Raw genomic sequence first — 23,257 nt, 5'->3', positions numbered from 1 at the left:
TGTACCACCCCCGGGGCTTTTCGCCGGGCGGCCCGGACCATCATGTATGCTCACGGTCAGCGAGGACATCGAGATTGAGGCACCGGTCGCCGAGGTGTTCGACTATATGGACAACCCCCACAACCAAACGGAGATTAGCCCCTCGGTCACGGACATCCGCGATGTCGAGCAGGACGAGTCGGGAAAGTCGCTCGCGTTCACCTACGAGATGGCAGGGGTTCCGCTGAACGGTCGGCTGGAGACCCGCGTCTACGAGCCCGAAGAGCGCATCGTCTTCGACATGGAGGGGGCATTGTCAGGCACGATCACGTGGGAGTTCGAGCCGAGCGACGCAGGGACCCGCGTCACCTACGGCGCAGAGTATGATCTTCCCTCATCAGTGTTGGAGCGGGTCGTCCGCCCGTTCGCCGAGCGCTATAACGAGCGAGAACTCCGCACAACCTTAGAGAACCTGAAGACCCGCGTCGAGACGGCCGGCTGACCGGCGGTCGAAAGCGAAACGACGGAGTAGGATGACGACAAAGGGGGGGTATGGCAGAGCGCGCCGGCCCACGCACGGAGGGCCCCGAGGAGTGGCTCGCGACCCTCGACGAACTGCTCGACGAGGGGGTCGAGCGCGAGGAGCATCTCCACGTCAGCGCCGAGGACCTCTCGGTGGAAGTGCCGGTCGCCTTTGGCGAAGAGACGCCGCGTGCGGAGTGGCGCTTCGACGGCGATCTCACCGTCCAGATAGACGGTGTCCGCGGCTCGCTTGCCGAATGGTTCCGGCTATACGGAGAGACGCCGCCGCGAGACGCGACGACCGACGAGTAACTCCGGACCGACTATATATGTCTTTCACAGGTACCGATAGCTCGCCGTGCAGATCGAGTGACGCGGCCGGCACCAGTCCTCTGTAATCCCGTATCGGCCGACAGCGCGCTCGAAACGACCACTGCGTCGGGATCCTGTCTGTCTATATAGCTATACCCGTGTGAACAGTTTACTGGCCGAGACCGCTGAGCGACCAATAGTGCTATTACAAATCTCTTTATTCGGAACCGGGGAGATACGCGTGATGGCAGACAACGAGAGCGGTGGGACGTCACGGCGCAGTTTCCTCACGACCGCGGGCGCACTTGGCGCGGCTGGACTGGCCGGCTGTACGGCTCAGAACGGTGGAAACAGCGGCGGCGGAAACAGCGGTGGCAGCTCAAATACCCTGTCGGGGTCTATCAGCATCACCGGCTCTTCGACGGTGTTCCCGCTCGCGACGGCGATGGCCGAGGAGTTCCGCAAGGAGCACCCCGAAGTAGAGATTGATCTCAAGTCGACCGGCTCGGGTGGCGGGTTCGAGAACTTCTTCTGTCCCGGCGAATCGGACCTCAACAACGCCTCCCGCCCGATGAAGGAGTCGGAGATGGAGAAATGTGCCGAGAACGGCATCGAAGCACACGAAATCAAGGTGGCGACAGACGCACTGACGGTCGTCATCAACAACGAGAATGACTGGGCGACGGAACTCACCGTCGACCAGCTCGCGCAAATCTGGGGGCCCGAGGCCGAAGCTGGCCAGACGTGGGCCGACATCGACTCGTCATGGCCTGACGAGGAAATCGAGCGGTTCGGCGCCGCCGAGACGTCCGGCACGTTCGACTACTTCACCGAGGTTATCAACGGCGAGGAGGGCGCCCACACCTCTGACTACGAGGCGACGGAGAACGACCGCTCTATCGTCCAAGGCGTAAAGGGGAGCAAGTACGCCATCGGCTACTTCGGCTTCGCCTACTACTTCCAGAACCCCGACCAGGTGACCGCCGTCGCGGTCGACGACGGCGACGGGCCAGTGAAGCCCTCGCTGGAAGCAGCCGCATCTGGAGAGTACACCCCACTCTCGCGGCCACTCTTTACCTACCCGAAGAAATCCGCGCTCGCCGAGGAGCACATCGCGGCATTCTGTCGGTTCTTTGTTGAGTCGTCCACCAGCGAGGAGATTGTCGCCCAGCGTGTCGGCTACGTCCCGAACACGGAGGAGACGGCCCAGACGGAACTCGAGGAATTGAATGCCGCCATCGAGGAGGCGTCCGGGTGAGTCGTCGGTCGCGCGGCGCGTCCGTCCGGTTTAAGACCACCCCGACGTAGACGCCAAACAGATGAGCAACGACAGACGCGGCGTCGACCTCCGCGGAGATCGGGGGTCACAAGACCTCCGGGAGCGGGTGTACCACGCCGTCTTCTTCGCCTGTGCGGCTGTCTCCGTGCTCACGACGGTCGGGATCATCCTCTCGCTTGCGGTGCCCGCTGCCGGCTTCTTCGCGGAGGTATCGCCCGCCGAATTCCTCCTCGGTACGCAGTTCAGCCCCAAGATCGACGGCGTGTTCGGCGTGCTTCCGCTGGTGTTCGGAACGCTACTCATCACGGTCGGTGCCGCGGCCGTTGCGCTTCCGTTCGGACTGCTGACGGCCATCTACCTCAGCGAGTACGCCCTGACGCGCCGACGGGCCGTGCTGAAACCCCTGCTCGAGGTGCTTGCGGGTGTCCCAACGGTCGTATACGGCTACTTCGCACTCGTCTACCTGACGCCGATTCTCGACGCGATTCCCGGGCTCGAGTTGGGAACGTTCAACGCGCTGTCGGCCTCCATCATCATGGGTATCATGATCATCCCGATGGTCTCATCGATCAGCGAGGATGCCATGAGCGCGGTGCCTGACTCGCTGCGAGAAGCCTCCTACGGGCTTGGATCGACGAAGTTCGACGTGTCGACGAGTGTCGTCGTTCCGTCGGCTGCGTCCGGCATTGCATCCTCGTTCATCCTCGCCATCTCGCGGGCGGTCGGCGAGACGATGATTGTCGTCGTCGCCGCGGGCCAGACCCCACGGCTCCCGGACTCGCTGCCAGACCTACTGACAGCCTTCTTCCAGTCCACACAGACGATGACGAGCGCCATCGTCCAGCTCGGACTCAGTGACCTCTCGGGAGGGACGACCGGCTACCGGGCGCTGTTCGCCATCGGGCTCACACTGTTCGTACTCACACTCGGGTTGAACGTATTGAGTGACGTAATCGTGCGGCGGTTCGAGGAGGACTACGACTGATGGCAACGGGAACTGAGACTGACGACAGTCCGGTCTTCGGCCGCGTCAGTCGCGCGCGGGGCGTCGTCTTCGAGTATGTCACCTTCGTCGCCTCAGTGTTTGGCATCGCGTCGCTGGCGGTCTTGCTCGGCTACGTCGTCTGGGATGCGTTCGGACTCGAGAACGCGGCGCCGGCGTGGTACGGTATCTTCCTGCTTGTCGTCGTCGGACCTGTTGTCGGCTTCCTCCTGTACGCACGCCGTGACCCGCTCGCCAGCGAGGTGGCACTTGAGGTGACCGCTACCGCACTGGGCGGGCTGCTCGCGGGCACCGCGCTCGTCATTGTGCTCGACATCATCGCCGGCCCGGGAGTATGGTTCGCCTATTTCCTGACGGTTATCCTTCCGGTCGCCGGTCTCGGGCTTTATGCCCGTCAGAGCGAGGCCGGCTGGGTCGGACTGGCGATACTCGCGGCACTTGTCGTCGGCCCCGTGGTCGGCACGCTCGCACTTGGCCCGCTCTCGGGACTGGCATTCATGCTTGGCCCACCCGGTGTCTACTTTCTCTCGCTGGTCGTTCCTGGTGCGCTTGCGGTCCGGTACGTCGTCGATGAGTGGTTCACAGTCGGCAACGGGACCTACGCCGCCGGGGCGATGCTCGTGGTTGCCGTCGCAGCGGTGCCGGCCGTCGACACTGTGGCAGCCGTCAGCCGGTCGGTGTGGCTCATCCTCCTCACGACGCTGGTCGCGCCGCTGACCGCCGTTGTGGGGCGGAACGCCGCACTTCCTGAGCGCCGGGCGGGCCTCGCCGGACCGCTCGCGTTCGTCGTCGGCGTTGGCCTGCTCGCGATTGTCCCCGACCTGCTCGGCATCGCCGGGCCGACACCGTGGTTCGACTACCAGTACGTCACCTCGGCACCTTCGCAGACAGCCGAGCAGGCGGGACTCTACCCGGCTATCGTCGGCTCCGTGTTTATTATCGTCCTAGTAGCGCTGCTGACGCTACTGCTCGGGGTCGGGGCCGCACTCTACCTCGAGGAGTATGCCCCCTCCGGCGGCCGCCTTGGGACGGTGACCCGGCTCATCCGCATCAATATCTCGAACCTCGCGGGCGTCCCCTCTGTCGTCTACGGCCTCCTCGGGCTGGCGGTATTCGCCAACACGCTTCAGTTCGGCTTCGGGACCGTCGTCACGGCGGCATTCACCCTCTCCCTGCTTATTCTCCCAATCGTCATCATCTCGGCGCGGGAGGCGATTCGGTCGGTCCCCGACTCGCTGCGGGATGCCTCCTACGGGATGGGAGCGACCCGCTGGCAGACGGTCAAGAAGGTCATTCTGCCGCGAGCGGTGCCAGGCATCCTCACCGGTACCATCCTCGCGCTGGGACGAGCCATCGGCGAGACGGCCCCGCTCATCATGATTGGCGTCGCGACGACGAAGTTTACGCCGCCGAGCGGTCCCTTCGACAGCACGACAGCGATGCCGATGCAGGTGTTCGTCTGGTCGTCGTACCCAGGAGAGGCGTTCCAGCACGGTGTCGTCGCGGCAGGGGTGGTGACCCTCCTCATCGTCCTGTTGAGTATGAACTCCATCGCGATCCTGCTGCGCAACAAGTTCGAGCGAGGTGACATCTAATGGCAAAAAACGATGAAACGACGGCCACGACCGGCCACGACGACACGGACGAACAGCTCATAACCACCGACGTCACTGACGGTCTCAATGAGACGGACCGGGCAACCGGACGCACAGAGACGATGATCGAGGCGCGCCACATCGATGTCCACTACGGGGACGTGCAGGCGCTCGACGACGTCTCGCTGGAGATTCCCGAGGGACAGGTAACTGCAATGATTGGGCCGTCGGGCTGCGGGAAGTCGACGTTCCTCCGGTGTATCAACCGGATGAACGACCTCGTTGATTCGGCTCGCGTCGACGGCGAACTCCTCTTGCGCGGAAAAAACGTCTACGACGATGATGTCGACCCCGTTGCACTTCGGCGGCGCGTCGGCATGGTATTCCAAGAGCCGAACCCGTTCCCCAAGAGCATCTATGACAACGTCGCCTACGGGCGGCGCATCCAGGGGATGGAAGGAGATATGGACGAAGCCGTCGAGCAGGCACTTCGACGGGCGGCCCTGTGGGACGAGGTGAACGACCAGCTCGACAAGTCCGGCCTCGACCTGTCGGGCGGCCAGCAACAACGGCTCTGTATTGCCCGTGCTATCGCGGTCAATCCGGACGTCCTGCTGATGGACGAACCGGCTTCTGCGCTGGACCCCATCGCCACCTCGAAAATCGAGGACCTCATCGACGAGCTCGCAGAGGAGTATACCGTCGTCATCGTCACCCACAATATGCAGCAGGCGGCCCGCATCTCTGACAAGACGGCAGTGTTCCTCACTGGCGGGAAGCTCGTCGAATATGACGATACGGAGAAGATCTTCGAGAATCCCGAGAGCGACCGCGTCGAGGACTACATTACGGGGAAGTTCGGCTGAGAACGTCCCGCGCCAGCGTTCGGGGCCAGTGTGGACTACATACTCTACTCGCCCACCGCTTGGGCGGTTCGCTCCTTGCGGGTAGCTTCGGGGAGTGAGGGCAGCAGGTCTGTCACCGTAGTCTGCTCACCACGAAGGCTGAGTCGACCAACACGCGTCGCTGGGCGGGCGAAAAATGGAAGAATGGAAGAACAGCAGCGCCAGGCTAGCGCGTTACCGCGGGAGAACGTCGTACGGGAGCCGAACAACGCCGTAGCGACCGAACCGCTCCTTGATAAACGACTCAAGCCGACCGAACGTCGGCCGGGCAAGCATCGCGGGCAGGTAGAACTCCGTCGTGTCGTGTGTCGACTGTGTCTCGCTCATAGCAATTAAAATGAGGAGAGTCGGGAGCATGACGCTCTCGGTGTACATGTACACCCATTCATATACCGATTGTCTGTGTTACACACTAACACCCGATTGTTTTTGACAAATTTTAGAATTAGCGTACTATATCACACGTTCGGTATGTTAACATACATCTGACTGCGGCGCCGCCTCGCAAACGGGAAAACGGCTACCGACGTGCACTCGGTATATTCGTTGTTGCGTATCACACAGTATTCTTTTATACGAACGGCTGCCAGAAAGCTATCGTTGAACCGACGTACGCGGTTTGTCTCAGGATATGTGTGCTACACGTGTTCATCAGAGCCGTGATGGGTCAAGCAGCGGTTTCGCCAGAACGGACGACCGACGAACCGACGGGCGGCAGCCAGCCGGCAACGGGCCAGCGTGCCGGTGGCAACAATGAGTGCCAAGGACACCGTCTCGCTGCAGGTCCGCAACATCGGGGGTATCGACGAGACGCATGTCGAGTTCTCCGAAGGAGTAACGCTGCTCTCAGGAGCGAACGCGTCGAATAAATCCTCGTTGCTCCGGGCGTTAACGGGCGTGCTCGGCGGGCCGACGCCGCCGCTGAAGAGCGACGCCGACAGTGGGAGCGTTACTCTGCAGATCGGCGATGAGGAGTATCAGCTCCAGGTGGAGCGCGAGGATGACGACCCGGTTGTCACCGAACGGACGCCGTATCTTGACGATTCGGACCTCATCGAGTTGTTCGTGGCGCTTACCGAGACGAACCCGATTCGGCGGGCCGTGCTCGCGGGCGAAGATCTCTATCCTCACCTGATGGAGCCGGTCGACACGGCCGAAATCGAGGCTGATATCAAGCGACTACAGGCGGAACAGCGATCTATCGCCGACCAACTCGATGAGATAAACGACGCCGAGCGCCGACTGGCTGAGCTTCGAGATCGGCGAGCAACCGTCGCCGATGACCTTGCGGCCACTGAAGAGCAACTCGCCGACCTCCGTGCCGACATCGATGAGCTTGAGGCGGCGGTGGCGGCGGACGATGAGGAGAGCGACGCCCTCAGCGAGAAGCGTGCGAGACGGAGCGACCTGACCGCGCGCATCTGCACCCAAGAAGCCGCGCTTGAGGAGCTGACTGCCGAGCGGGAGTCGGTCAGAGAGCGACTCGCAAGCTTCGACGTGGACGCCGACACAGATATCGAGCAACTCGACGAGCGACTGGACACGCTCCATCGGCGCAAGCAGGCTGTGGCTGACACGCTCAACACGCTGTCATCGGTCATCGAGTTGAACACACAGCTGCTCGAACGGCCGTCCGAACTCCCCGATTCGCTGACCGACGAGAATGTCGTTGGCGAACTGCACCCGGGCACAGGGTCGGTTACCTGCTGGACCTGCGGGAGTACCGTCGAGCGGGCAGCCGTCGCCGACCAGATGGAAGCCATCGAGGAACTACTGCGCGAGAAGCGCAACGAGCGTGACGAATTGACCGAGCGTATCCAGGGGCTGACGGAGCGAAAACAGCAGGTGGCGGAACGTCAGTCGGAGTTGGCCGAACTCCGACGCCGTGAGACGGAGCTAGATGAGGAGATACGCGGACGTGAGCGAACGCTCGAGCAGCTCCGGAGTGATCGACGGGCGGTCGAGCGCGATATCGAGGAACTGCGCTCAGCAGCTGATGAGCCCAGCGACGAGCAGCAGGCACTCGCCGAAAAGTACGCGACTGTGGGTGACTTGGAGTACGAGCGGGGAGCGCTTGCTGGCGAACTCGAAGAGCTCGACGAAGAGATGGCACAGCTTGAGACGAAGGTGGCCGACCGGCCGGCGCTTGAGGAACGACAGGAAACGGTCGAGAAACGGCTGACAGAGCGGCGGCAAGCCGTCGAGCGTCGCGAGGCGGCGCTCGTCGAGACGTTCAATGAAGAGATGACACGGACGCTGGCGGCCCTCGCGTATGACCGCATCGAGCGGATCTGGCTTGAGCGGGTGGAAAGCAGCGATGGTCGGTCGTTCCGGCTCAATGTCGTCCGGGCGACCGAGGACGACACCGCATACGCCGACACCGTCGACAGCTTATCGAAGAGCGAACGGGAGATAGTCGGGCTGGTGGTCGCGCTGACTGGCTATCTCGTCCACGAGGTTCACGAGCGGGTACCGTTCATTATCATCGACGCCATCGAGATGTTCGACGCCGACCGCATCGATGGGCTCGTCGAGACGTTCGGCGAGCACGCGACCAATCTCCTCGTGGCGCTCCTGCCGGAACAGGGCATGGAGGTTGACGGCTACGAAACTGTCTCACCGGCAGAGAGACAACAGGGGCAGCGACCGCCAGGTCAGCGGTGACACGAACAGCCACCCCGGTCGAGCAGCCGCGAGAAGCTGTACGCGTCGTTGCACTCAGCGCAGTTCACCCGGAGACTCACCGTGACCGATGGCGTAGTCACCGCGATATCGCCGCGGCGTGACAGCCGCTCAAGCGTCGACTCGGCCACTGTTGCCAGCCGGGAGCGAAGCTTCATCACCGACTCGCGGGCGTCGACGGCGTCGGTGAGCTGTGTGTCCGTTGTCATGCCGAGACAGTCGGTAAGGTGATTCTGGACGGTCACGTGACTGACGAAGTCATCGGTGACTGCGGCAGGGTCGACGCCGTTGCGCGACAATCGCGCCTCTGCGTCAACACGAGCACCCGCAGTCACGTCCTCGTCCGTCAGGAGCCGATGGAGGTTCTCGACTTCCCCATCCAGCGGCTCCATCTCGGCCCCCTCCATCGCCGCGCGCAACACTGACTGGTTATAGAACGTGGCCAGCGCCCGGAGACTAGCACCATCGCGTCGGCGCGTGCGGAGCCGGTCGTCGATGTTCGCGAGCGAGCGTCGCTCGGCGACGCGGTCAATTTTGCAGCCGTCTGTTCGCTCCGAAACCATCCTGACGGCACAGTAGACGAGAGAGCCTCAAGAGCCCATCCCCCTCGCGGCCTCAGGGCCACCATTATAACTGTCCATCCCCTATTTGGGGGACAGGCGACCCACCCGTGACAGCCGCTCGCGGATGTGTGTCGACGAAGTCGGGCAGCCCATGTCAATCACCGTCAAGCTCCACGTTACCCACGACAAACTCGCCTTAGTGCCGACGCTATGCGCGCTAGACAGCGTCCACATTAGAGTCATTACCCACGGCAACACCGACCCGGACGCCAGTGTCTTTCCATTCCTCATCGAACATGACGACCAGTCGGCGTTAGAGTCGGCACTCGACGCGGACCCCACTGTCGAGGCGTATGAGTGTGTAGACTGGACGAGCGAGGGAGGTGTCTACTACATTGCGCACACGCCAGAGACGAAGCTTATCAGTCCTGTCGTGACAGCGGTCAACGGCTTCATGATGAAGACCGAAACGCAGGGACAGGGGTGGCTCATTCGGATGCTGTTGCCCGACCGGGAGGCGCTCAATACCATCTGGGAGTTCGCAAATGACAACGACATCTCCCTCGAAATCATCGAAATTTATGGCAAAAGCGAAAGCGTCGGTGAACGCTCCTACGGGCTAACGGACGAACAGCGGCAGGCACTCGCAATGGCGTACGAACATGGCTACTTCAACGAGCCGCGAGATGTCTCACTCAGCGAGGTGGCCGCAAAGATGGATCTCTCGTCGACGGCGATGAGCGGACGACTCCGCCGTGGTGTGGAGAACCTCATCGCGGCGACCATCAACGGCACAGACGAGGACAACTGAGTATGCCGACGGCTCGTCGCGGATGAGCCGACCTCTGTGAATGCACCTCACCGACGGTTCGACTGCCCTGCGTGGCCGTTCAGTCCTCGTCGCCCGACTGCGGAACCGGGCGGAGCGCTGCAGTCCCCCTGTCGTAGCCCAGCCAGACGCTCAACACGGCCGCGACGATGAGCATGTAGACGGGAAACAGCGCCACGACCGTATAGCCGACCGCCAGCAAGGAAAGCGAGCCACCCCAGTAGAGGACTGCGATGACTCCAAGTCCGATGACAGCCGCGGCAATCGTACCGGTCCGAAAGGCGATGGCTGCTGCGTGGCCGGGTGGAGTCCGGACGGTCGGCATACGTCTAACTAGTAGGGCGGGAGGCTTGAATCGTCTCCCGAACGAGGCCGCATGCGCCCAGAGATACGGTTCCCGATTTAAATTCCTGTGGCACGCAACGTCATACTTTATCATTAGATGCCGATTCGGTTTGCTCGAATGTCGAACGAGGAATCTCACCCGAACCACCCAAGTGTGGACCAGTCGGATCGAATCGTCCCCCGGAATCTGCGTCAGACCGGCGACCCTAACATCGAGATGTTGGTGTCGACCCGTGTGCGGAAGTCCCCATTCTTCCACAAGTCGTTCAACGAGAACGGTGCCTGGCGCTGTACCGTCTACAACCGCATCTACCACCCGCGTGGCCTCGTCGAGCCTGAGGACGGCGGTGCGATGGCCGAGTATGAGGCGCTGACGAACTCGGTCACCCTCTGGGATGTCGCCGTCGAGCGGCAGATTCGCGTCAAAGGCCCGGATGCCGAGGCGCTCACCAACTACGTCGTCACCCGAGATATCACCGGAATGGACGCGATGGATGGTAAGTACGTCATCCTCTGTAACGAGGACGGCGGCGTGCTGAACGATCCCGTGCTCCTGCGGCCGGACGAAGACGAGTTCTGGTTCTCCATTTCGGACTCGACGCTGATGCAGTGGCTGCAGGGTGTCAACGTCGACAACGATTTCGACGTCGAAATCGACGAAATCGACGTTGCGCCGATGCAGATTCAGGGGCCACTCTCCGAAGATGTCATGATTGACGTCGTCGGGGATGAGGTCAGCGACATTCCATACTACGGTCTGATGGAGGCCGAAATCGACGGCGTCGATGTGCTCATTAGCCAGACTGGCTTCTCCGGCGAGAAGGGCTTCGAAATCTATGTGAAGGACGCCTCGAAGTACGCTGAGCGTGTCTGGGATCCCGTTCACGACAGCGTCGTCGAACACGGCGGGATGCAGATTGCGCCAGGCCATCACCGCCGCATCGCGGCCGGTATCATGTCGTGGGGACAAGACCTCGACCACGAGACGTCGCCCTTCCAGGTGAATCTCGGCTATCACGTCCCTGATGACAAGGACGCCGACTACATCGGAAAGGAGGTGCTCGAGGAACAGAAAGAGCAGATCGAGAACGGCGACTATCCGTTCACCCACAAGCTCATCGGACTGAAAATGGCCGGCGAGCCGATTCGCGACTACGCGCCAGACTTCTGGCTTATTTCGGACCCCGAAACTGGCGAGGAGTGCGGCTACCTGACGTCGCCGTGGTGGAACCCAGACCTCGAGACCAACATCGGTATGGGCTTCGTCCCGGCAGAGAAGATTCAGGAAGTGACGGACACGCCGCTCAATGACGACATCTACGACGAGGAACTTGACTTGGAGTTCCAAGTCCACCTCCCTGACGAGTACTCCGAGGAGCCAGGTGAGCCGACGTTCGCGACGGCAGCGAAGGTGCCGTTCAAAGAGTCGGTCAACCCGAGTGCTCGCGAGCAGGCGAAGCTGAACGCGCGCAAGGAAGCAGAGCAGAACGACTGAATGCCGATACGGGAGCCGGCAGCTCCGAGCGGCTCCCGATTTAACGGGCGAATCGTCATCTCCTGCCGTCGACTCTGCTATCTATGGAGAGCGAAAATCAAACGCTAAATGACCTCCTGGCCGGCATCGCAGCCACGGGCACGGGCTCAGCCGGTGGCACGGCGATTGCTGTCGTCGGTGCCGTCGCCGCATCGCTATGCGAGATGGCGTGTCGTCACACCGAACCGCCCGCGCCGCCGGAGGATTCACCAACCACGCGATTGGCGACCCAGCGGATGCGGTTGCTCGCGCTCGCAGACGCGGACGCGGCGGTCGTTGACGCGCTGTTCGGCACAGACGCGGAAGACAACGAGCGGACGCGACGCCGTGCGGTTGGCATCCCCCTCGCGGTCGGGGAATCGTGTGTGACTATTGTCGAGACCGGGAAAGGGATTGTTGCCACCCGCGACGGGCCCGCAATCGACGACGCAGTAACAGGGGTACTGCTCGCTGAAGGCGCCGGGCGGGCGGCCACACACACCGTGCGGACGAACCTCGACATGCTCTCAGACCCGACGTTCGCCGCACGCGTTGAAGCGCGCGTCACTGACATCGAAGCGGTCGTCGGAGACGGGCGAGGGGCGTGGACCAGCGAGGAGTGACCGGCAGATTAGTCGTATAGTCTGAACTCGTCGGTGAGGGTGTCGACCCGGTCGGTAACTGACGCGATAACGTGCTCGTCGTCGGGAGCCTCGACCACGTCGGCGATGAGGTCCGCAACCTCACGACAGGCTGCTTCGCCAAAGCCGCGGGTAGTGAGGGCGGGGGTTCCGGCACGGATGCCCGAGGGGTTGAACGGCGAGCGGGTCTCGCCGGGCACCGTGTTCGCGTTCAGGACGAGACCGGCCTCCTCGAGTGCAGCCTCTACCTCCTTGCCGGTCGTGTCCGGGTGCGAGGGCCGAAGATCGACCAATACGAGGTGGTTGTCGGTCCCGCCGGAGACCAGCGAGAGGCCACGCTCTCGCAGCCCGTCGGCCAACGCCTGTGCGTTCGCAACTGTTTGCTCAGCGTACGTCTCGAATGTAGGGTCAAGCGCCTCGCCGAAGCCGACTGCCTTGCCTGCGACGTTGTGCATCGCTGGACCGCCCTGCGCGCCCGGGAAGACGGCGCTGTCAACAGCATCAGCGTGTTCCTCGTCACACATGATGATACCGCCGCGACCTGCGCGGATGGTCTTGTGTGTCGATCCGGTGACGAAGTCGGCGACGCCAACGGGCGACTCGTGGACGCCCGCCGCGACGAGTCCCGTGATGTGGGCGATGTCCGCAAGGTGGTACGCGTCAACCGCCTCCGCGGCTTCCTGAATCCGTTCCCACTCTACCTCCCGAGGATACGCCGAGTAGCCCGACACGATAATGTCCGGGTCGAACGACTCGGCCGTCTCGCGGAGCCCCTGGTAATCGATGTAACCGGTCTCCGGGTCGACCTCGTACTGTTCGACCTCGTATGTCTGGCCAGTGAAGTTCGCCGGGTGACCGTGTGACAGGTGGCCCCCGTGTGTCAAGTCTAATGACAGGATACGGTCTCCCGGCTCAAGGACAGCAAGGTAAACGCCCATGTTCGCCTGGGTGCCCGAGTGGGGCTGGACGTTGACGTGTTCTGCACCCCACAGCTCCTTGGCCCGCTCGATGGCAACGGACTCAACCTCGTCGGCGTAGACGCAGCCGCCGTAGTAGCGCTCGCCGGGGTACCCTTCGGCGTAGTTGTTCGTCAACTCCGAGCCCTGCGCCTCAAGCACGGCCTCCGAGACGTGGTTCTCGCTGGCGATCATCGCGAGCGTCTCGTTCTGGCGGCGACGTTCGCCGGCGAGCGCATCGGCGATAGTCGGGTCCGTCTCACGGACGGTCTCGTACGACATGCTATGTTAGTACGAGCGACCGGATAATAATCTAGTCGGTGCGGTGAGAGAAACAGGAAGTATCTGGCTTCCGTCTGCTATCCACAAAAGGTAACTATACTGTTATTTTGGGATAGGAATTAGCTTAGCCGGCGACGTCGCCACTGTTCGGTGTCAGGGGTCTGATTGAACGTGTACACGTGGATACCACGGAGTCCGTACTCCGGGTCATCTGCGTACGGCGCGAGTCCGTCGACCAGGTCGTCCGGTTCGTAGGTGCCACGGGAGCCGACGAGTTGTTTCACGAAACCGAGGACGCCTGTTGTCTTGCGAAGGAACTCGATGGAGTCACCAACTCCCACTTTCTGTGAAATCTCCATCAACCGCTTGTAGTTCATCACGCCGGGGATACCAACCTCGACCGGTAAATCGACACCACGGGCGCGAATCGCTTCGATCCACGCGATGACCGCCTCGGGGTCGTAGCACAGTTGTGTAACAATATAGGTGGCGTACGGTGCTTTGCGATCCATCGCTGCTGCGAGGGTTTCGTCGTCGAGGAAGTCGTGTCCTTCCGGGTAACCGGTGATTCCAATCTCCTCGAACTCGTAGTCGGTCTCCTCGAGCGCGACCAGCAGTTCGTACGCGGATTCGAACGTCCCGGCGGGCTCCTCACGATCACCACCGGGGACGAAGATGTCGGTTACACCCGCCGCAACCAGCCGGTCAGCGATGTCGATGAGCTGTGCGCGGTCCTCAACGTACCGCGCTGCAATGTGCGGGACTACATCGTACCCCGCGGCCGCTGCCTGCTCTGTCTTCTCGACGGTACGTTCGATACCGAGTTGGGGCGAGGTTGTGATTGCGACCGTCGCTCCATCAGGGAGGTGGTCAATCTCCTCATCGAAGCTCTCGAACGGCATCAGCTCGAACCGCGCGCTCGTGAGAAGCGCCTCCACCCCCGCTTTGTCCACCGATTGTGTTCGCAAGGCCATCCGTTACCAACCACTCGGGCGGCGGCGACTTCTAAATGTGGGTGGCCAGCCGAACCCGTTTAAATACCCGACTCGTCGGCACAGCGCTCCTGAATGCGTTCGATGACCGCCTCGCGTGAGCGGCCGCGATGGTCGTCAGTCAGCCGGTGCATGACCTGTTCAAGGAGACCGAGCTCCGCCAGCAGTTCTCGCGTGCGGTTCTGGCCGACCCCGAGCGCGCGGGTGACCTCGTAAACGGTCGTCGCGTCAACCACCGCGTCAACGATATCGCTCACCGAGACACCTGTTGGAAGGTCGACGACGTCGGCGACAGCCGACTCATCAGGAAGTTCGGGCACGGATGCATCGGCCTGCTCGCCCGTGTCTCCCTCTGTGTCATCCGTGGTCGTCTCGTAGGAATCCGGCGTGTGGATCCCGGCATCAACCATGTAGCGACGGACCGTCTCGGCGACGACATCCATCTCGATGTGGCGGCTCATCTCCTCGAAGGTGGCACACGACTCGTACAGTGCCGCGAGATACTCCGTGTCTTTGTAGGGCGGCACCGACTCGTCGCGGATGGCTGTGAACTCGGGGGACGGAGCCGACGATGGCGACGAGGCAGTGATAGCTCCGCCGTCCGCGACGGCTTCCACGGTCGAGTGATCACGTTCATCTGCAGAGTGACCGCGCTGGTTGTCGTCTGTGGCTTTCGGCTCCGGTTCGGGGCGGAAGGTGAGTTCATGAGAGCAGCGGAGCCGGCCTTCGTCTGTCGCAGCGACATCGGTCACCTGTTCGGCGGTGACCGGCGTACCGTCCGGCAGCAACGACGTCAGCGAGGGAGGCGTGAACTCAACCTCAAGATGGCCGCTTTCCGCGACGCCAGCGGCTTCAACCGCAAACAATCCGTCGTCAGCACACCGTGGCGTGTGGTCAACGACGAGTTCGACGGTCACCTCCGGACTTCCCATCGCCACCTCGACGGACTGTACCGAACTGTCGTGTGACTCGCAGGCGTCCATGACATCGGAGAGCGCGTCGAACGTCGGTCGTTGAACCATGTTTCTACCCTCCTATGATATGTTATGGACTATCACGCTACGTGCGGAATAGCCAACATCTTCAAGTCAGGGTGGTCAATTGAGGGGTCGTCAAGAGGGCACGCCCAGTGCAGCCACCCGCTCGCCCGCGATAACCGTCCCACGTGCCAGTGAGTACACCACTCCCGCCTCGTCGGTCGTCGGCGTCGCCAGCAGCTCGAAAGAAGCGGGGTCGTAAATCCTGCCAAGCTGCGTCTCGGCTGTAAGTGACTCCCCCACGGCGACGTCCGGGGCTGGTTCGAACAGGCCTGAATCGGCCGCAGTGACCGGCGATAGCGACGCGCGCAACTCCATCTGGTCGGCCGGCGCGACCGATCCAGAGAGTACTCCCAGCGACTGGAGCGCTCGCTCAACGCCGTCAGCACCGGTCGTGGCCGCCTGTGGCGCGACCGTCCGGCTGTTCGACAGTTCGGCGGTGATGGCAGGAATCCCAGCCTGGACCGCTGCAATCCGGAACTTCCCGGTCGTGGTGTCGCTGGCGTCCGGCTCGGACTCATCGACAAGCCGGTAATCGGTCCCGAAGACGGTCGCTAACCGTTGTGAGGCATCGTCGCCCGCGTATCGGACGTGCGAAAGCATGTCCGGTGTCCCAGTGTGAAGATCGATAGCGGCGTCGGCATCAACGACAAGCGGCCACAGCCGACTCACGAGTCGTTCACCGAAACTTCCGGACTCGTCGCCCGGCCAGTCACGGTTCATGTTGAGACTCCGCGCGTCGTAAGCCACGGGAGACGTGTACGACCGGTGGTCGAACGCCGGCGGGTTCGCCACGGGAACCACACGAACTTCCCCAGCGAGTCGGCTGTCAACCAGTCGGTCGTGGAGACGGCGGAGCGCGGCCGGCCCGTTGAGTTCAATGCCATGTTGGGCAGCCTGGACATACACGGTCGGGCCGTCTCCGCCGACGTACCGATGGACGGTGACCGTGAGGTCCTGACCGGACGGAAGCGTTCCGAGCCGCCGGGGCTCTGTCCTGTGGGTCACGCGGTCGGAGGTCACGTCGGTGTCTGCAACGGCGAGCGACAAAAGCACTTGTCGGGGCTACAGGTCTATTTACATTACTAGATGTGTAAAGACCGAACCAATTCCTCTTTTTGTCCTGATAGGTAGAGGGACGTCCCGGGCGTGGCGATAGCTATATGCGGCCGCCAGCGCCACGTTTACACCGAATTCATGGACCCTACCGAGAGCCTCCCGTCGGAAGCCGACACGGTCATCGTCGGTGCGGGAATCGTCGGGTGCAACATCGCCTATCAGCTGACGAAGCTCGGGCGCGAGGATGTCGTCGTGGTCGACCAGGGACCAATGCCGACCACCGGCGGCTCCTCCACGCATGCGCCCGGTATCATGTTCCAGACGGCAGAGCCGAAGACGCTCAGCCAGTTCGCGAACTATAGCCGGTCGCTCTACTCCGAACTGGAAGGGGCAGACGGGAAGCAAGCGTACAACGAGACCGGCGGTATCGAGGTGGCTCGTTCAGAGGAACGGATGGCGTTCCTCCAGCGGCGCGTCGAACACGCAAAGGCGTGGGGCATCCCAGAGCCACAACTGCTCTCGCCGTCGGAAGTCACCGACCATCTGCCGCTCGTGGACGAAGAGCAGATCCTCGGCGGCTACTACTCGCCGACGGACGGCCAGGTATCGGGCGTCATCGCCTGTGACGCACTCGCCCGCGAGGCCATCGATCGGGGTGCGAGATTTGTCCCCCACACGCGAACCGAGGACGTGAAGACCAACGGTGGGTCGGTGACGGCGGTCGAAACAGAACGGGGCACTATCCAGTGTGATGAGGTGGTCGTTGCGACGAACATCTGGGCCCGCCAGCTCGGCGAGAAGTTGGGTGTCCACCTGCCGGTCACACCGGTCGAACACCAGTATACGATGACGGAGTCGCTCGACGAGCTTGCCGAGAGCGCCGTCGACGTGACGAACCACCCCCTGTTCGAGAACTACGAGAACGTCTCTGGTGAGAAGGCAAAGCGGCTGCTTGTCGGCCCAGACCGGCCGATTCTCCGCGACCAAGATAATGCGATGTACTTCCGCACCCACGGCGACTCCTACGGAATCGGCTCGTACAACCACGAGCCGATTGTCCCGGACCCGATGGAGCTGGGTGGGAACGACCCGGACGGCGAGCAGGGGTCAGTCCACGAGTTCACCGACCATCACATGAACACCGCGACGCATCCGGACCGCCCGCACAAGCCCCCACGCCAGGCCAGCGACGAACTGCTGCCGGCCACGGCCGGGGCAGATCTCGAGTTTAAATACAACGGAATGTTCGCGGAGTCGCCCAACGGCCTGCCCGTGATGGGGCCTGTCCAGGAGTACGACGGGCTGTGGACGGCGGCCGCCATCTGGGTCACGCACGCCGGCGGGGCAGGCAAGGCACTCGCGGAGTGGATGGAGACAGGTGTCCCGAAGTTAGACGACGGACCGATCGATCTCGCACACTGTGACGTCAACCGGTTCGACGACCACGAAGGGAGCTGGGATTTCGCCCGCGATATCGGCGCAGAGGAGTATCGCATCGTCTACAATGTGATGCACCCGAAGTGGGTGTGGACAGAGACTCAGCGGGACATCCGCCGAACGCCGATGTACCACACCCACAAGGAGATGGGCGCAGAGCTGTGGGCCGAGGCCGGCTGGGAGGAGCCACAGTGGTTCGAGTCGAACGCCGACCTTGTCGAGAAGTACGAAGACGAGATACCCGACCGCAACGGCTGGGAAGGGAAGTACTGGTCCCCGATTGAGGGCGCAGAAGCGTTGCACGTCCGCAACCACGTCGGACTCCACGACATGACCTCCTTTAACAAGATGGAGGTGGTCGGGCGCGACGCCAGCGCGTTCATCCAGCGGCTCTGCACCAACGATATGGCCATCGACGTGGGCGAGGTGAAATACACGCTGATGTGCAACGAAGGCGGCGGCGTCCGCGCCGATATTACCGTCACCCGCGTCGATGAGGATCGCTATCTGCTCCTGACGACGGGCCGAGAGGTCGGAAACAACCATGTCGCGTGGGTGCGCGAGCAGTCACCGGAGGACGTCGTCGTAAACGATGTCACCTCGAGTCTCGCCGCGATGGTGTGTACTGGCCCCGACGCGCGAAAGGTGCTCTCGAAGGTAACCGACGTTGACCTCTCGGACGAGGCGTTCCCGTTCTTCACCAGCCAGCAGTTCTTCGTGAAGAACGTCCCAGTCACCGCGCTGCGGGTCTCCTACGCCGGCGAACTCGGCTGGGAACTGTATACCCCCTCCGAGTACGGCGAGCGGCTCTGGGAGCACATCCTCGAGGCGGGGGCGGAGTACGACATCCGGCCATACGGCAACGGCGCGCTCGACTCGCTTCGCATCGAGAAGGGCTTCCGGCTGTGGGGGAAGGATCTCCACACGGAGCACACGCCCTACGAGGCCGGCCTCGGCTGGGCGGTCGACACAGACACCGACTTCATCGGAAAGGACGCGCTCACAGAGCCGACCGCGGCCGCCGCAGACGGCGGCGAGCCGCGCCACGAAGTGGCATGTCTTACCCTCGATGATCCTGAGGCGACCATCTTGGACAACCGACCCGTCTTCGCACCCGGCGAGGACGAGTCGCTCGGCTACGTCCACAGCGCCGAATACGGCTACACTGCTGGCGCCTGCGTCGCCTACACGTACCTGCCGCCGGCGTATGCTGAGCCGGGCACCGACCTCGAGGTTCTGTTCGAGGGCGACCGCTACGACGCGACTGTCCGCGAGGAACCGCTAGTCTAAGTCGGCTCCACGTCGTATCCGCTGACCGTCACGTTGTGGCAGCACAACCCGCCCGCGCCACACTAGACCGCCGTTCGGCTATTCGGTGGCTACAGGCCTTGATACGTCCGTTTTTGGAGCCTCACAGTCAAGGCCACCGGTGTATTTATCCCGGCGAGCACCGACGCCATTAAGAGAGCAATGAGCGCGGGACAACTCCCTACAGAGGCCGAGACAGTGATTATCGGCGCCGGAGCCGTCGGGTGCAGTGTCGCCTACCATCTGACGGAACGCGGCGCCGAGGATGTCGTCGTGGTTGATCAGGGGCCACTCCCGGTTACTGGCGGCTCGTCCGTCCACGCACCGGGCATCATGTTCCAGACATCACCGTCGAAGATACAGACAAAGGCAGCCCACTACACCAGCCGACTGCTGTCGGACGCAGGCGTCTACGACGAGGTAGGCGGTATCGAAGTGGCCCGCTCGGAAGAGCGGATGGACTTCCTCCAGCGGCGCGTCGAGTGGGCGACAGCCTACGGGCTCCCCGATCCACAGTTGCTGTCACCCGACGAGGTGAGCGAGCATCTCCCGCTGGTTGATGCCGACGAGATTCTCGGCGGCTACTACTCACCGACGGACGGCCGCGTCGACGGGATCGGCGCACTCCAGTGGTATATGGAGCAGTCGAGCGCGGCATTCTTCGGTGATACCGAGGTGATGGACATTGACGTCGCCGGCGGCGGCGTACAAGCCGTCGAGACGGATTGTGGCCGAATCGACTGTGAGCGGTGTGTGATTGCGACGAACAACTGGGGCTACCAGACCGGACAGTTGGCCGGTCTCGATCTGCCTATCGCGCCTGTCGAACACCAGTATGTCGTCACCGAACCGATGGACGAACTTGCCGAATTCGACACCGCCGTCGGGGACAACACGACCGGCTTGGAGGTGCCGGGGGACCGCTCGATTGCCGAGTATATGAGCGAGGGGCCAACCCTGCCAGTCGGCCGCGACCAAGACCACTCCTTGTACTTCCGGAACCACGGCGACGCACTCGGGATGGGGTCGTACAACCACGAAACGCTCTCGGTCGACCCCAAGGCGATGGGGAAGAACAGCGAGGAGCGACAGGCATCTGTACGCGGCTTCACCCGCGAGCACTGGGAGACGCCAACCCACCGCGGGCGGGATAAGTCGGCCAAGCAGGCGTTCGACGAACTGCTGCCCGCGACAGCCGACCTCAAGTACGAGGCCACTGAAAACGGCATCTTCGTGTTTACCCCGGACGGGATGCCAGCGGTCGGCCCGACGAAGGTCGACGGGCTGTGGAGTGGACTTGCTATCTGGTGGACCCACTCGGCGGGCTATGGACATATCCTCGCCGAGTGGATGGAGACGGGGGTTCCGCGGCTCCCATCAGGACCCGTCGACACCGGTGGCATCCACGTGCGCCGGTTCGAACCACACGCCGGCGAGCCGGACTACTTCGTCGACCGAGGTGCCAAGCGGTACGAGCAGGTGTATAGCATCGTCGAGCCGCGCTGGCAGCCCGACGACCACCGTGGGCTCCGAACAAGCCCGTTCCACAGCCAGCAGGCGGCGTTGGGGGCGGAGTTCTACCAGTCAGGCGGCTGGGAGACACCGCAGTACTACGAGTCGAACGCCGACCTCGTCGACCGGTACGACGATCAGATTCCCGAACAGGACGGCTGGCAGGCAATCAACCGGTCGCCCATCGAGGCCGCCGAACATCTCCACACGCGTGAGCACGCCTCGATGTTCGACATGACTTCCTTCGCGTCGATTACCGTGGAGGGGCCCGACGCCGAGTCGTTCCTTCAGCGAGTCTGCTCGAACGATGTCGAAATGGACGTCGGCCAGGTGCGCTACTCACTACTATTGAACGAAGGCGGGGGTATCCTCGCAGATGTGACTGTCGTCAAGCTCGATGACAACGAGTACATGGTGACGACCGGCGGCGGCAACTCGCCGGGCATCCACGGCGGCTGGCTCGAGGACCATGCGCCGGACACCGTCGCGGTCGACGTTGAGGAGGGCGCAAAATCGACCATCGGGCTGTGGGGGCCGAAGTCGCGGCTCCTGCTCCAGCGAGTTACCGATACTGACGTGACCAACGAGGGCTTCCCGTACTTTGGGGCCAAGCAGATGTACGTTGGCGAGGTGCCCGTTATCGCCCTACGCGTGTCCTACGTCGGTGAACTCGGCTGGGAGCTGTGGGCACCCGTCGAGTACGCAAGCCGGCTGTGGGATGTCCTCTGGGAGGCTGGCCAAGATCTCGATGTCCGCCCGATGGGCGCTGGTGCGCTGAGTTCGATGCGGCTGGAGAAGGGATACCGCCTGTGGGGAACCGATATCGACACGGACGCGAATCCCTACGAGGCAGGCCTCCCGTTCGCCGTCGACACGGACACCGACTTCATCGGGAAGGACGCGCTTGAGGAGGCGAAGGCTGCCGGCATCGACAACCGTGCCACACCGCTTACGCTTGATGACTCGACGGATATCATGCTAAGCGGCCGACCGATCCTGAAGGATGGTGAGGCGATCGGCTACGTACAGGCTGGTGACTTCGGCTACACGATCGGGGAATCCATCGTTTACACCTACCTCCCGAGCGAGCACGCCGAGGCTGGTACCTCGGTGCAGGTGCAGTGCGAGGGCAAGACGTACGACGCGACGGTCCGCGACGAGCCGCTGTTCGACCCAGGCCGTGAGAGGCTCACCAGATGACTGCCTCCGAATCTGACGCCGCTGCGACGGAGCCGGAAATCACGTACGCTGACGTCGAGCGTGCCCGCGAGCGACTTGACGATGACCAGGTGGTCAAACAGACGCCAGTCGAGCGGAGCACCTCGCTGGGCAAGTTCGTCGGCGGGGATGTCTACCTGAAGATGGAGCATCTCCAGTGGACCGGCTCGTTCAAGACACGGGGCGCGTACAACAAGATTAGCCAGGATACCGCCGACGGCGTCGAGGAGTTCGTCGCCGCGAGCGCGGGGAACCACGCACAGGGGGTGGCGCTTGCGGCGACCAGATGTGGGGCCGACGCGACCATCTGTATGCCGAAGGGGGCCCCGCAAGCGAAAGTCGACGCGACCCGCGGCTACGGCGCGACCGTCGAGCTTGTTGGTACGGACTTCCAGGAGACGATGGCACACGCCAAACAGCTCGTCACGGAAAGCGACGCCGAGTTCGTCCACGCGTACGATGATCCCGATATCATCGCCGGTCAGGGGACGCTCGGCATCGAGATGTACCACGACTGTCCGGCCGTGGACACGGTGGTCGTCCCGATCGGTGGTGGCGGACTCATCAGCGGCGTGTCGACGGCCGTCAAGCACCTGTCACCGGAGACGCGCGTCGTCGGCGTGCAGGCGACGGGCGCGGAGACGGTCCACGAGAGTCTCGACAAGGGGATGCCCGTCACGCTCGACTCTGTCGATACCATCGCGGATGGTATCGCGACCGGCGGTATCTCCGAGCGGACGCTCGACATCATCCAGCGAAACGTCGACGAGGTGGTCACCGTCACGGACGCGGAGATTGCACAGGCGATTCTGCTGCTGCTAGAGCGAGCGAAGCAGGTGGTCGAGGGAGCCGGCGCCGCGTCAGTCGCAGCCGTGTTGAGCGACGATCTCGACGTTCAGGGAGAGGCGGTGATGCCGGTGCTGTGTGGTGGCAACCTCGACATGACGATGATGCGAACGCTGCTGGTTCACGCGCTGACCGACCGCCAGCAGATCATCCAACTGCGCGTGCGCATCGACGACGAGCCGGGGACGATGGCCGAACTCTCCGGCATCATCGGTGCACACGGCGCGAACATCCACGACGTTCGCCACGACCGGTCTGTCGGCCATCTCACCGTCGGGGAGGCGTACCTCGTGTTCAATATCGAGACGACTGGAGCGAAGCAGGCTGCGTCTATCATAGACGATATCGAGACGGCCGGCTATCCCGTCGAAGATATCGCCAACCCGTCGTGACCGGGTCCGGAGGAAAATTTCTTCACCACGGTCGGGGATGTGGTATGTGG

At 62.8% G+C, this 23,257-nt stretch carries 20 protein-coding genes; 13 read left to right on the top strand and 7 right to left on the bottom strand.

The genetic code is table 11. The features are described from left to right. Positions 1-46 precede the first annotated feature (46 nt). The 6 genes from ABEJ63_RS01930 (at position 47) to pstB (ending at position 5,556) form a co-directional block, all read left to right on the top strand. A complete protein-coding gene (locus tag ABEJ63_RS01930; RefSeq protein ID WP_375794657.1) occupies positions 47-481 on the top strand; it encodes an SRPBCC family protein in 435 nt (144 codons plus the stop codon). 50 nt (positions 482-531) lie between these two features. Further along, the gene (locus ABEJ63_RS01925) at positions 532-813 is read left to right on the top strand and encodes a hypothetical protein (RefSeq protein WP_375794656.1); all 282 of its coding nucleotides are present in this window, start codon (positions 532-534) and stop codon (positions 811-813) included. A gap of 244 nt (positions 814-1,057) precedes the next feature. Next, positions 1,058-2,071, top strand: coding sequence for a PstS family phosphate ABC transporter substrate-binding protein (locus tag ABEJ63_RS01920; protein WP_375794655.1), 1,014 nt, complete (start codon positions 1,058-1,060; stop codon positions 2,069-2,071). A 61-nt stretch (positions 2,072-2,132) separates the two neighbouring features. Further along, positions 2,133-3,077: a phosphate ABC transporter permease subunit PstC gene (gene pstC / locus ABEJ63_RS01915; protein WP_375794654.1), complete on the top strand. Its 945-nt coding sequence runs from the start codon at positions 2,133-2,135 to the stop codon at positions 3,075-3,077. Further along, positions 3,077-4,690: a phosphate ABC transporter permease PstA gene (gene pstA / locus ABEJ63_RS01910; protein WP_375794653.1), complete on the top strand. Its 1,614-nt coding sequence runs from the start codon at positions 3,077-3,079 to the stop codon at positions 4,688-4,690. Before pstC ends, pstA begins: the two co-directional genes overlap by 1 nt. Further along, entirely contained in the window at positions 4,690-5,556 is an 867-nt protein-coding gene (gene pstB / locus ABEJ63_RS01905) for a phosphate ABC transporter ATP-binding protein PstB (protein WP_375794652.1), read from the top strand. The genes pstA and pstB overlap by 1 nt, the downstream gene beginning before the upstream one ends. 213 nt (positions 5,557-5,769) lie before the next feature. Here pstB and ABEJ63_RS01900 read toward each other — a convergent pair whose 3' ends face one another. Next, positions 5,770-5,922: a hypothetical protein gene (locus ABEJ63_RS01900; protein ID WP_375794651.1), complete on the bottom strand. Its 153-nt coding sequence runs from the start codon at positions 5,920-5,922 to the stop codon at positions 5,770-5,772. A 426-nt stretch (positions 5,923-6,348) separates the two neighbouring features. Between ABEJ63_RS01900 and ABEJ63_RS01895 the strand changes: the two genes are divergently transcribed. Then, the gene (locus ABEJ63_RS01895; protein WP_375794650.1) at positions 6,349-8,259 is read left to right on the top strand and encodes an archaea-specific SMC-related protein; all 1,911 of its coding nucleotides are present in this window, start codon (positions 6,349-6,351) and stop codon (positions 8,257-8,259) included. On the opposite strand, the gene rdfA is transcribed toward ABEJ63_RS01895, so the two are convergent. Further along, positions 8,250-8,840: a rod-determining factor RdfA gene (rdfA, locus tag ABEJ63_RS01890; protein WP_375794649.1), complete on the bottom strand. Its 591-nt coding sequence runs from the start codon at positions 8,838-8,840 to the stop codon at positions 8,250-8,252. The genes ABEJ63_RS01895 and rdfA overlap by 10 nt on opposite strands. A 151-nt stretch (positions 8,841-8,991) precedes the next feature. Here rdfA and ABEJ63_RS01885 point away from each other — a divergent pair, with 151 nt between their 5' ends. Beyond that, complete coding sequence (locus ABEJ63_RS01885) at positions 8,992-9,651, top strand: helix-turn-helix domain-containing protein (RefSeq protein WP_375794648.1); 660 nt, start codon at positions 8,992-8,994, stop codon at positions 9,649-9,651. 79 nt (positions 9,652-9,730) lie between these two features. Here ABEJ63_RS01885 and ABEJ63_RS01880 read toward each other — a convergent pair whose 3' ends face one another. Further along, the gene (locus ABEJ63_RS01880; protein ID WP_375794647.1) at positions 9,731-9,994 is read right to left on the bottom strand and encodes a hypothetical protein; all 264 of its coding nucleotides are present in this window, start codon (positions 9,992-9,994) and stop codon (positions 9,731-9,733) included. Between the two features lie 138 nt (positions 9,995-10,132). Between ABEJ63_RS01880 and ABEJ63_RS01875 the strand changes: the two genes are divergently transcribed. After that, complete coding sequence (locus ABEJ63_RS01875) at positions 10,133-11,509, top strand: aminomethyl transferase family protein (protein WP_375794646.1); 1,377 nt, start codon at positions 10,133-10,135, stop codon at positions 11,507-11,509. 83 nt (positions 11,510-11,592) lie between these two features. After that, positions 11,593-12,150, top strand: a complete 558-nt coding sequence (locus ABEJ63_RS01870) for a cyclodeaminase/cyclohydrolase family protein (RefSeq protein ID WP_375794645.1) — start codon at positions 11,593-11,595, stop codon at positions 12,148-12,150. 8 nt (positions 12,151-12,158) lie between these two features. On the opposite strand, the gene glyA is transcribed toward ABEJ63_RS01870, so the two are convergent. The 4 genes from glyA to ABEJ63_RS01850 all read right to left on the bottom strand — a co-directional run bounded on the left by glyA (position 12,159) and on the right by ABEJ63_RS01850 (position 16,458). Continuing rightward, positions 12,159-13,406 carry a serine hydroxymethyltransferase gene (glyA, locus tag ABEJ63_RS01865; RefSeq protein ID WP_375794644.1) on the bottom strand — a complete coding sequence of 416 codons (1,248 nt, stop codon included), beginning with the start codon at positions 13,404-13,406 and terminating at the stop codon, positions 12,159-12,161. Between the two features lie 119 nt (positions 13,407-13,525). Next, entirely contained in the window at positions 13,526-14,380 is an 855-nt protein-coding gene (locus ABEJ63_RS01860) for a methylenetetrahydrofolate reductase (RefSeq protein WP_375794643.1), read from the bottom strand. A 59-nt stretch (positions 14,381-14,439) separates the two neighbouring features. Then, complete coding sequence (locus ABEJ63_RS01855; RefSeq protein WP_375794642.1) at positions 14,440-15,420, bottom strand: hypothetical protein; 981 nt, start codon at positions 15,418-15,420, stop codon at positions 14,440-14,442. A gap of 90 nt (positions 15,421-15,510) precedes the next feature. Next, positions 15,511-16,458 (bottom strand): succinylglutamate desuccinylase/aspartoacylase family protein, encoded by a 948-nt coding sequence (locus ABEJ63_RS01850; protein ID WP_375794641.1) that lies wholly within the window; start codon positions 16,456-16,458, stop codon positions 15,511-15,513. Positions 16,459-16,632: 174 nt separating this feature from the next. Here ABEJ63_RS01850 and ABEJ63_RS01845 point away from each other — a divergent pair, with 174 nt between their 5' ends. From ABEJ63_RS01845 to ilvA, 3 genes are all read left to right on the top strand, one after another. After that, positions 16,633-19,221, top strand: coding sequence for an FAD-dependent oxidoreductase (locus ABEJ63_RS01845; protein WP_375794640.1), 2,589 nt, complete (start codon positions 16,633-16,635; stop codon positions 19,219-19,221). Between the two features lie 180 nt (positions 19,222-19,401). Next, a complete protein-coding gene (locus tag ABEJ63_RS01840) occupies positions 19,402-21,951 on the top strand; it encodes an FAD-dependent oxidoreductase (RefSeq protein ID WP_375794639.1) in 2,550 nt (849 codons plus the stop codon). Further along, positions 21,948-23,207 carry a threonine ammonia-lyase gene (gene ilvA, locus ABEJ63_RS01835; RefSeq protein WP_375794638.1) on the top strand — a complete coding sequence of 420 codons (1,260 nt, stop codon included), beginning with the start codon at positions 21,948-21,950 and terminating at the stop codon, positions 23,205-23,207. Before ABEJ63_RS01840 ends, ilvA begins: the two co-directional genes overlap by 4 nt. Positions 23,208-23,257: the final 50 nt, after the last annotated feature.

Origin of the sequence: Halosegnis sp. (assembly GCF_042216475.1) — an archaeon.
Classification (GTDB): Archaea; Halobacteriota; Halobacteria; order Halobacteriales; family Haloarculaceae; genus Halosegnis.
The sequence above is the reverse complement of the archived record's forward strand: the minus strand, read 5'-3'. Positions and strand labels throughout refer to the sequence as shown.

Excerpts from the sequence above, each read along its gene's own strand:
- ABEJ63_RS01930 (WP_375794657.1), top strand. The coding sequence starts at position 47 with ATGCTCACGGTCAGCGAGGACATCGAGATTGAGGCACCGGTCGCCGAG.
- ABEJ63_RS01925 (WP_375794656.1), top strand. The coding sequence starts at position 532 with ATGGCAGAGCGCGCCGGCCCACGCACGGAGGGCCCCGAGGAGTGGCTC.
- ABEJ63_RS01920 (WP_375794655.1), top strand. The coding sequence starts at position 1,058 with ATGGCAGACAACGAGAGCGGTGGGACGTCACGGCGCAGTTTCCTCACG.
- pstC (WP_375794654.1), top strand. The coding sequence starts at position 2,133 with ATGAGCAACGACAGACGCGGCGTCGACCTCCGCGGAGATCGGGGGTCA.
- pstA (WP_375794653.1), top strand. The coding sequence starts at position 3,077 with ATGGCAACGGGAACTGAGACTGACGACAGTCCGGTCTTCGGCCGCGTC.
- pstB (WP_375794652.1), top strand. The coding sequence starts at position 4,690 with ATGGCAAAAAACGATGAAACGACGGCCACGACCGGCCACGACGACACG.
- ABEJ63_RS01900 (WP_375794651.1), bottom strand. The coding sequence starts at position 5,922 with ATGAGCGAGACACAGTCGACACACGACACGACGGAGTTCTACCTGCCC.
- ABEJ63_RS01895 (WP_375794650.1), top strand. The coding sequence starts at position 6,349 with ATGAGTGCCAAGGACACCGTCTCGCTGCAGGTCCGCAACATCGGGGGT.
- rdfA (WP_375794649.1), bottom strand. The coding sequence starts at position 8,840 with ATGGTTTCGGAGCGAACAGACGGCTGCAAAATTGACCGCGTCGCCGAG.
- ABEJ63_RS01885 (WP_375794648.1), top strand. The coding sequence starts at position 8,992 with ATGTCAATCACCGTCAAGCTCCACGTTACCCACGACAAACTCGCCTTA.
- ABEJ63_RS01880 (WP_375794647.1), bottom strand. The coding sequence starts at position 9,994 with ATGCCGACCGTCCGGACTCCACCCGGCCACGCAGCAGCCATCGCCTTT.
- ABEJ63_RS01875 (WP_375794646.1), top strand. The coding sequence starts at position 10,133 with ATGTCGAACGAGGAATCTCACCCGAACCACCCAAGTGTGGACCAGTCG.
- ABEJ63_RS01870 (WP_375794645.1), top strand. The coding sequence starts at position 11,593 with ATGGAGAGCGAAAATCAAACGCTAAATGACCTCCTGGCCGGCATCGCA.
- glyA (WP_375794644.1), bottom strand. The coding sequence starts at position 13,406 with ATGTCGTACGAGACCGTCCGTGAGACGGACCCGACTATCGCCGATGCG.
- ABEJ63_RS01860 (WP_375794643.1), bottom strand. The coding sequence starts at position 14,380 with ATGGCCTTGCGAACACAATCGGTGGACAAAGCGGGGGTGGAGGCGCTT.
- ABEJ63_RS01855 (WP_375794642.1), bottom strand. The coding sequence starts at position 15,420 with ATGGTTCAACGACCGACGTTCGACGCGCTCTCCGATGTCATGGACGCC.
- ABEJ63_RS01845 (WP_375794640.1), top strand. The coding sequence starts at position 16,633 with ATGGACCCTACCGAGAGCCTCCCGTCGGAAGCCGACACGGTCATCGTC.
- ABEJ63_RS01840 (WP_375794639.1), top strand. The coding sequence starts at position 19,402 with ATGAGCGCGGGACAACTCCCTACAGAGGCCGAGACAGTGATTATCGGC.
- ilvA (WP_375794638.1), top strand. The coding sequence starts at position 21,948 with ATGACTGCCTCCGAATCTGACGCCGCTGCGACGGAGCCGGAAATCACG.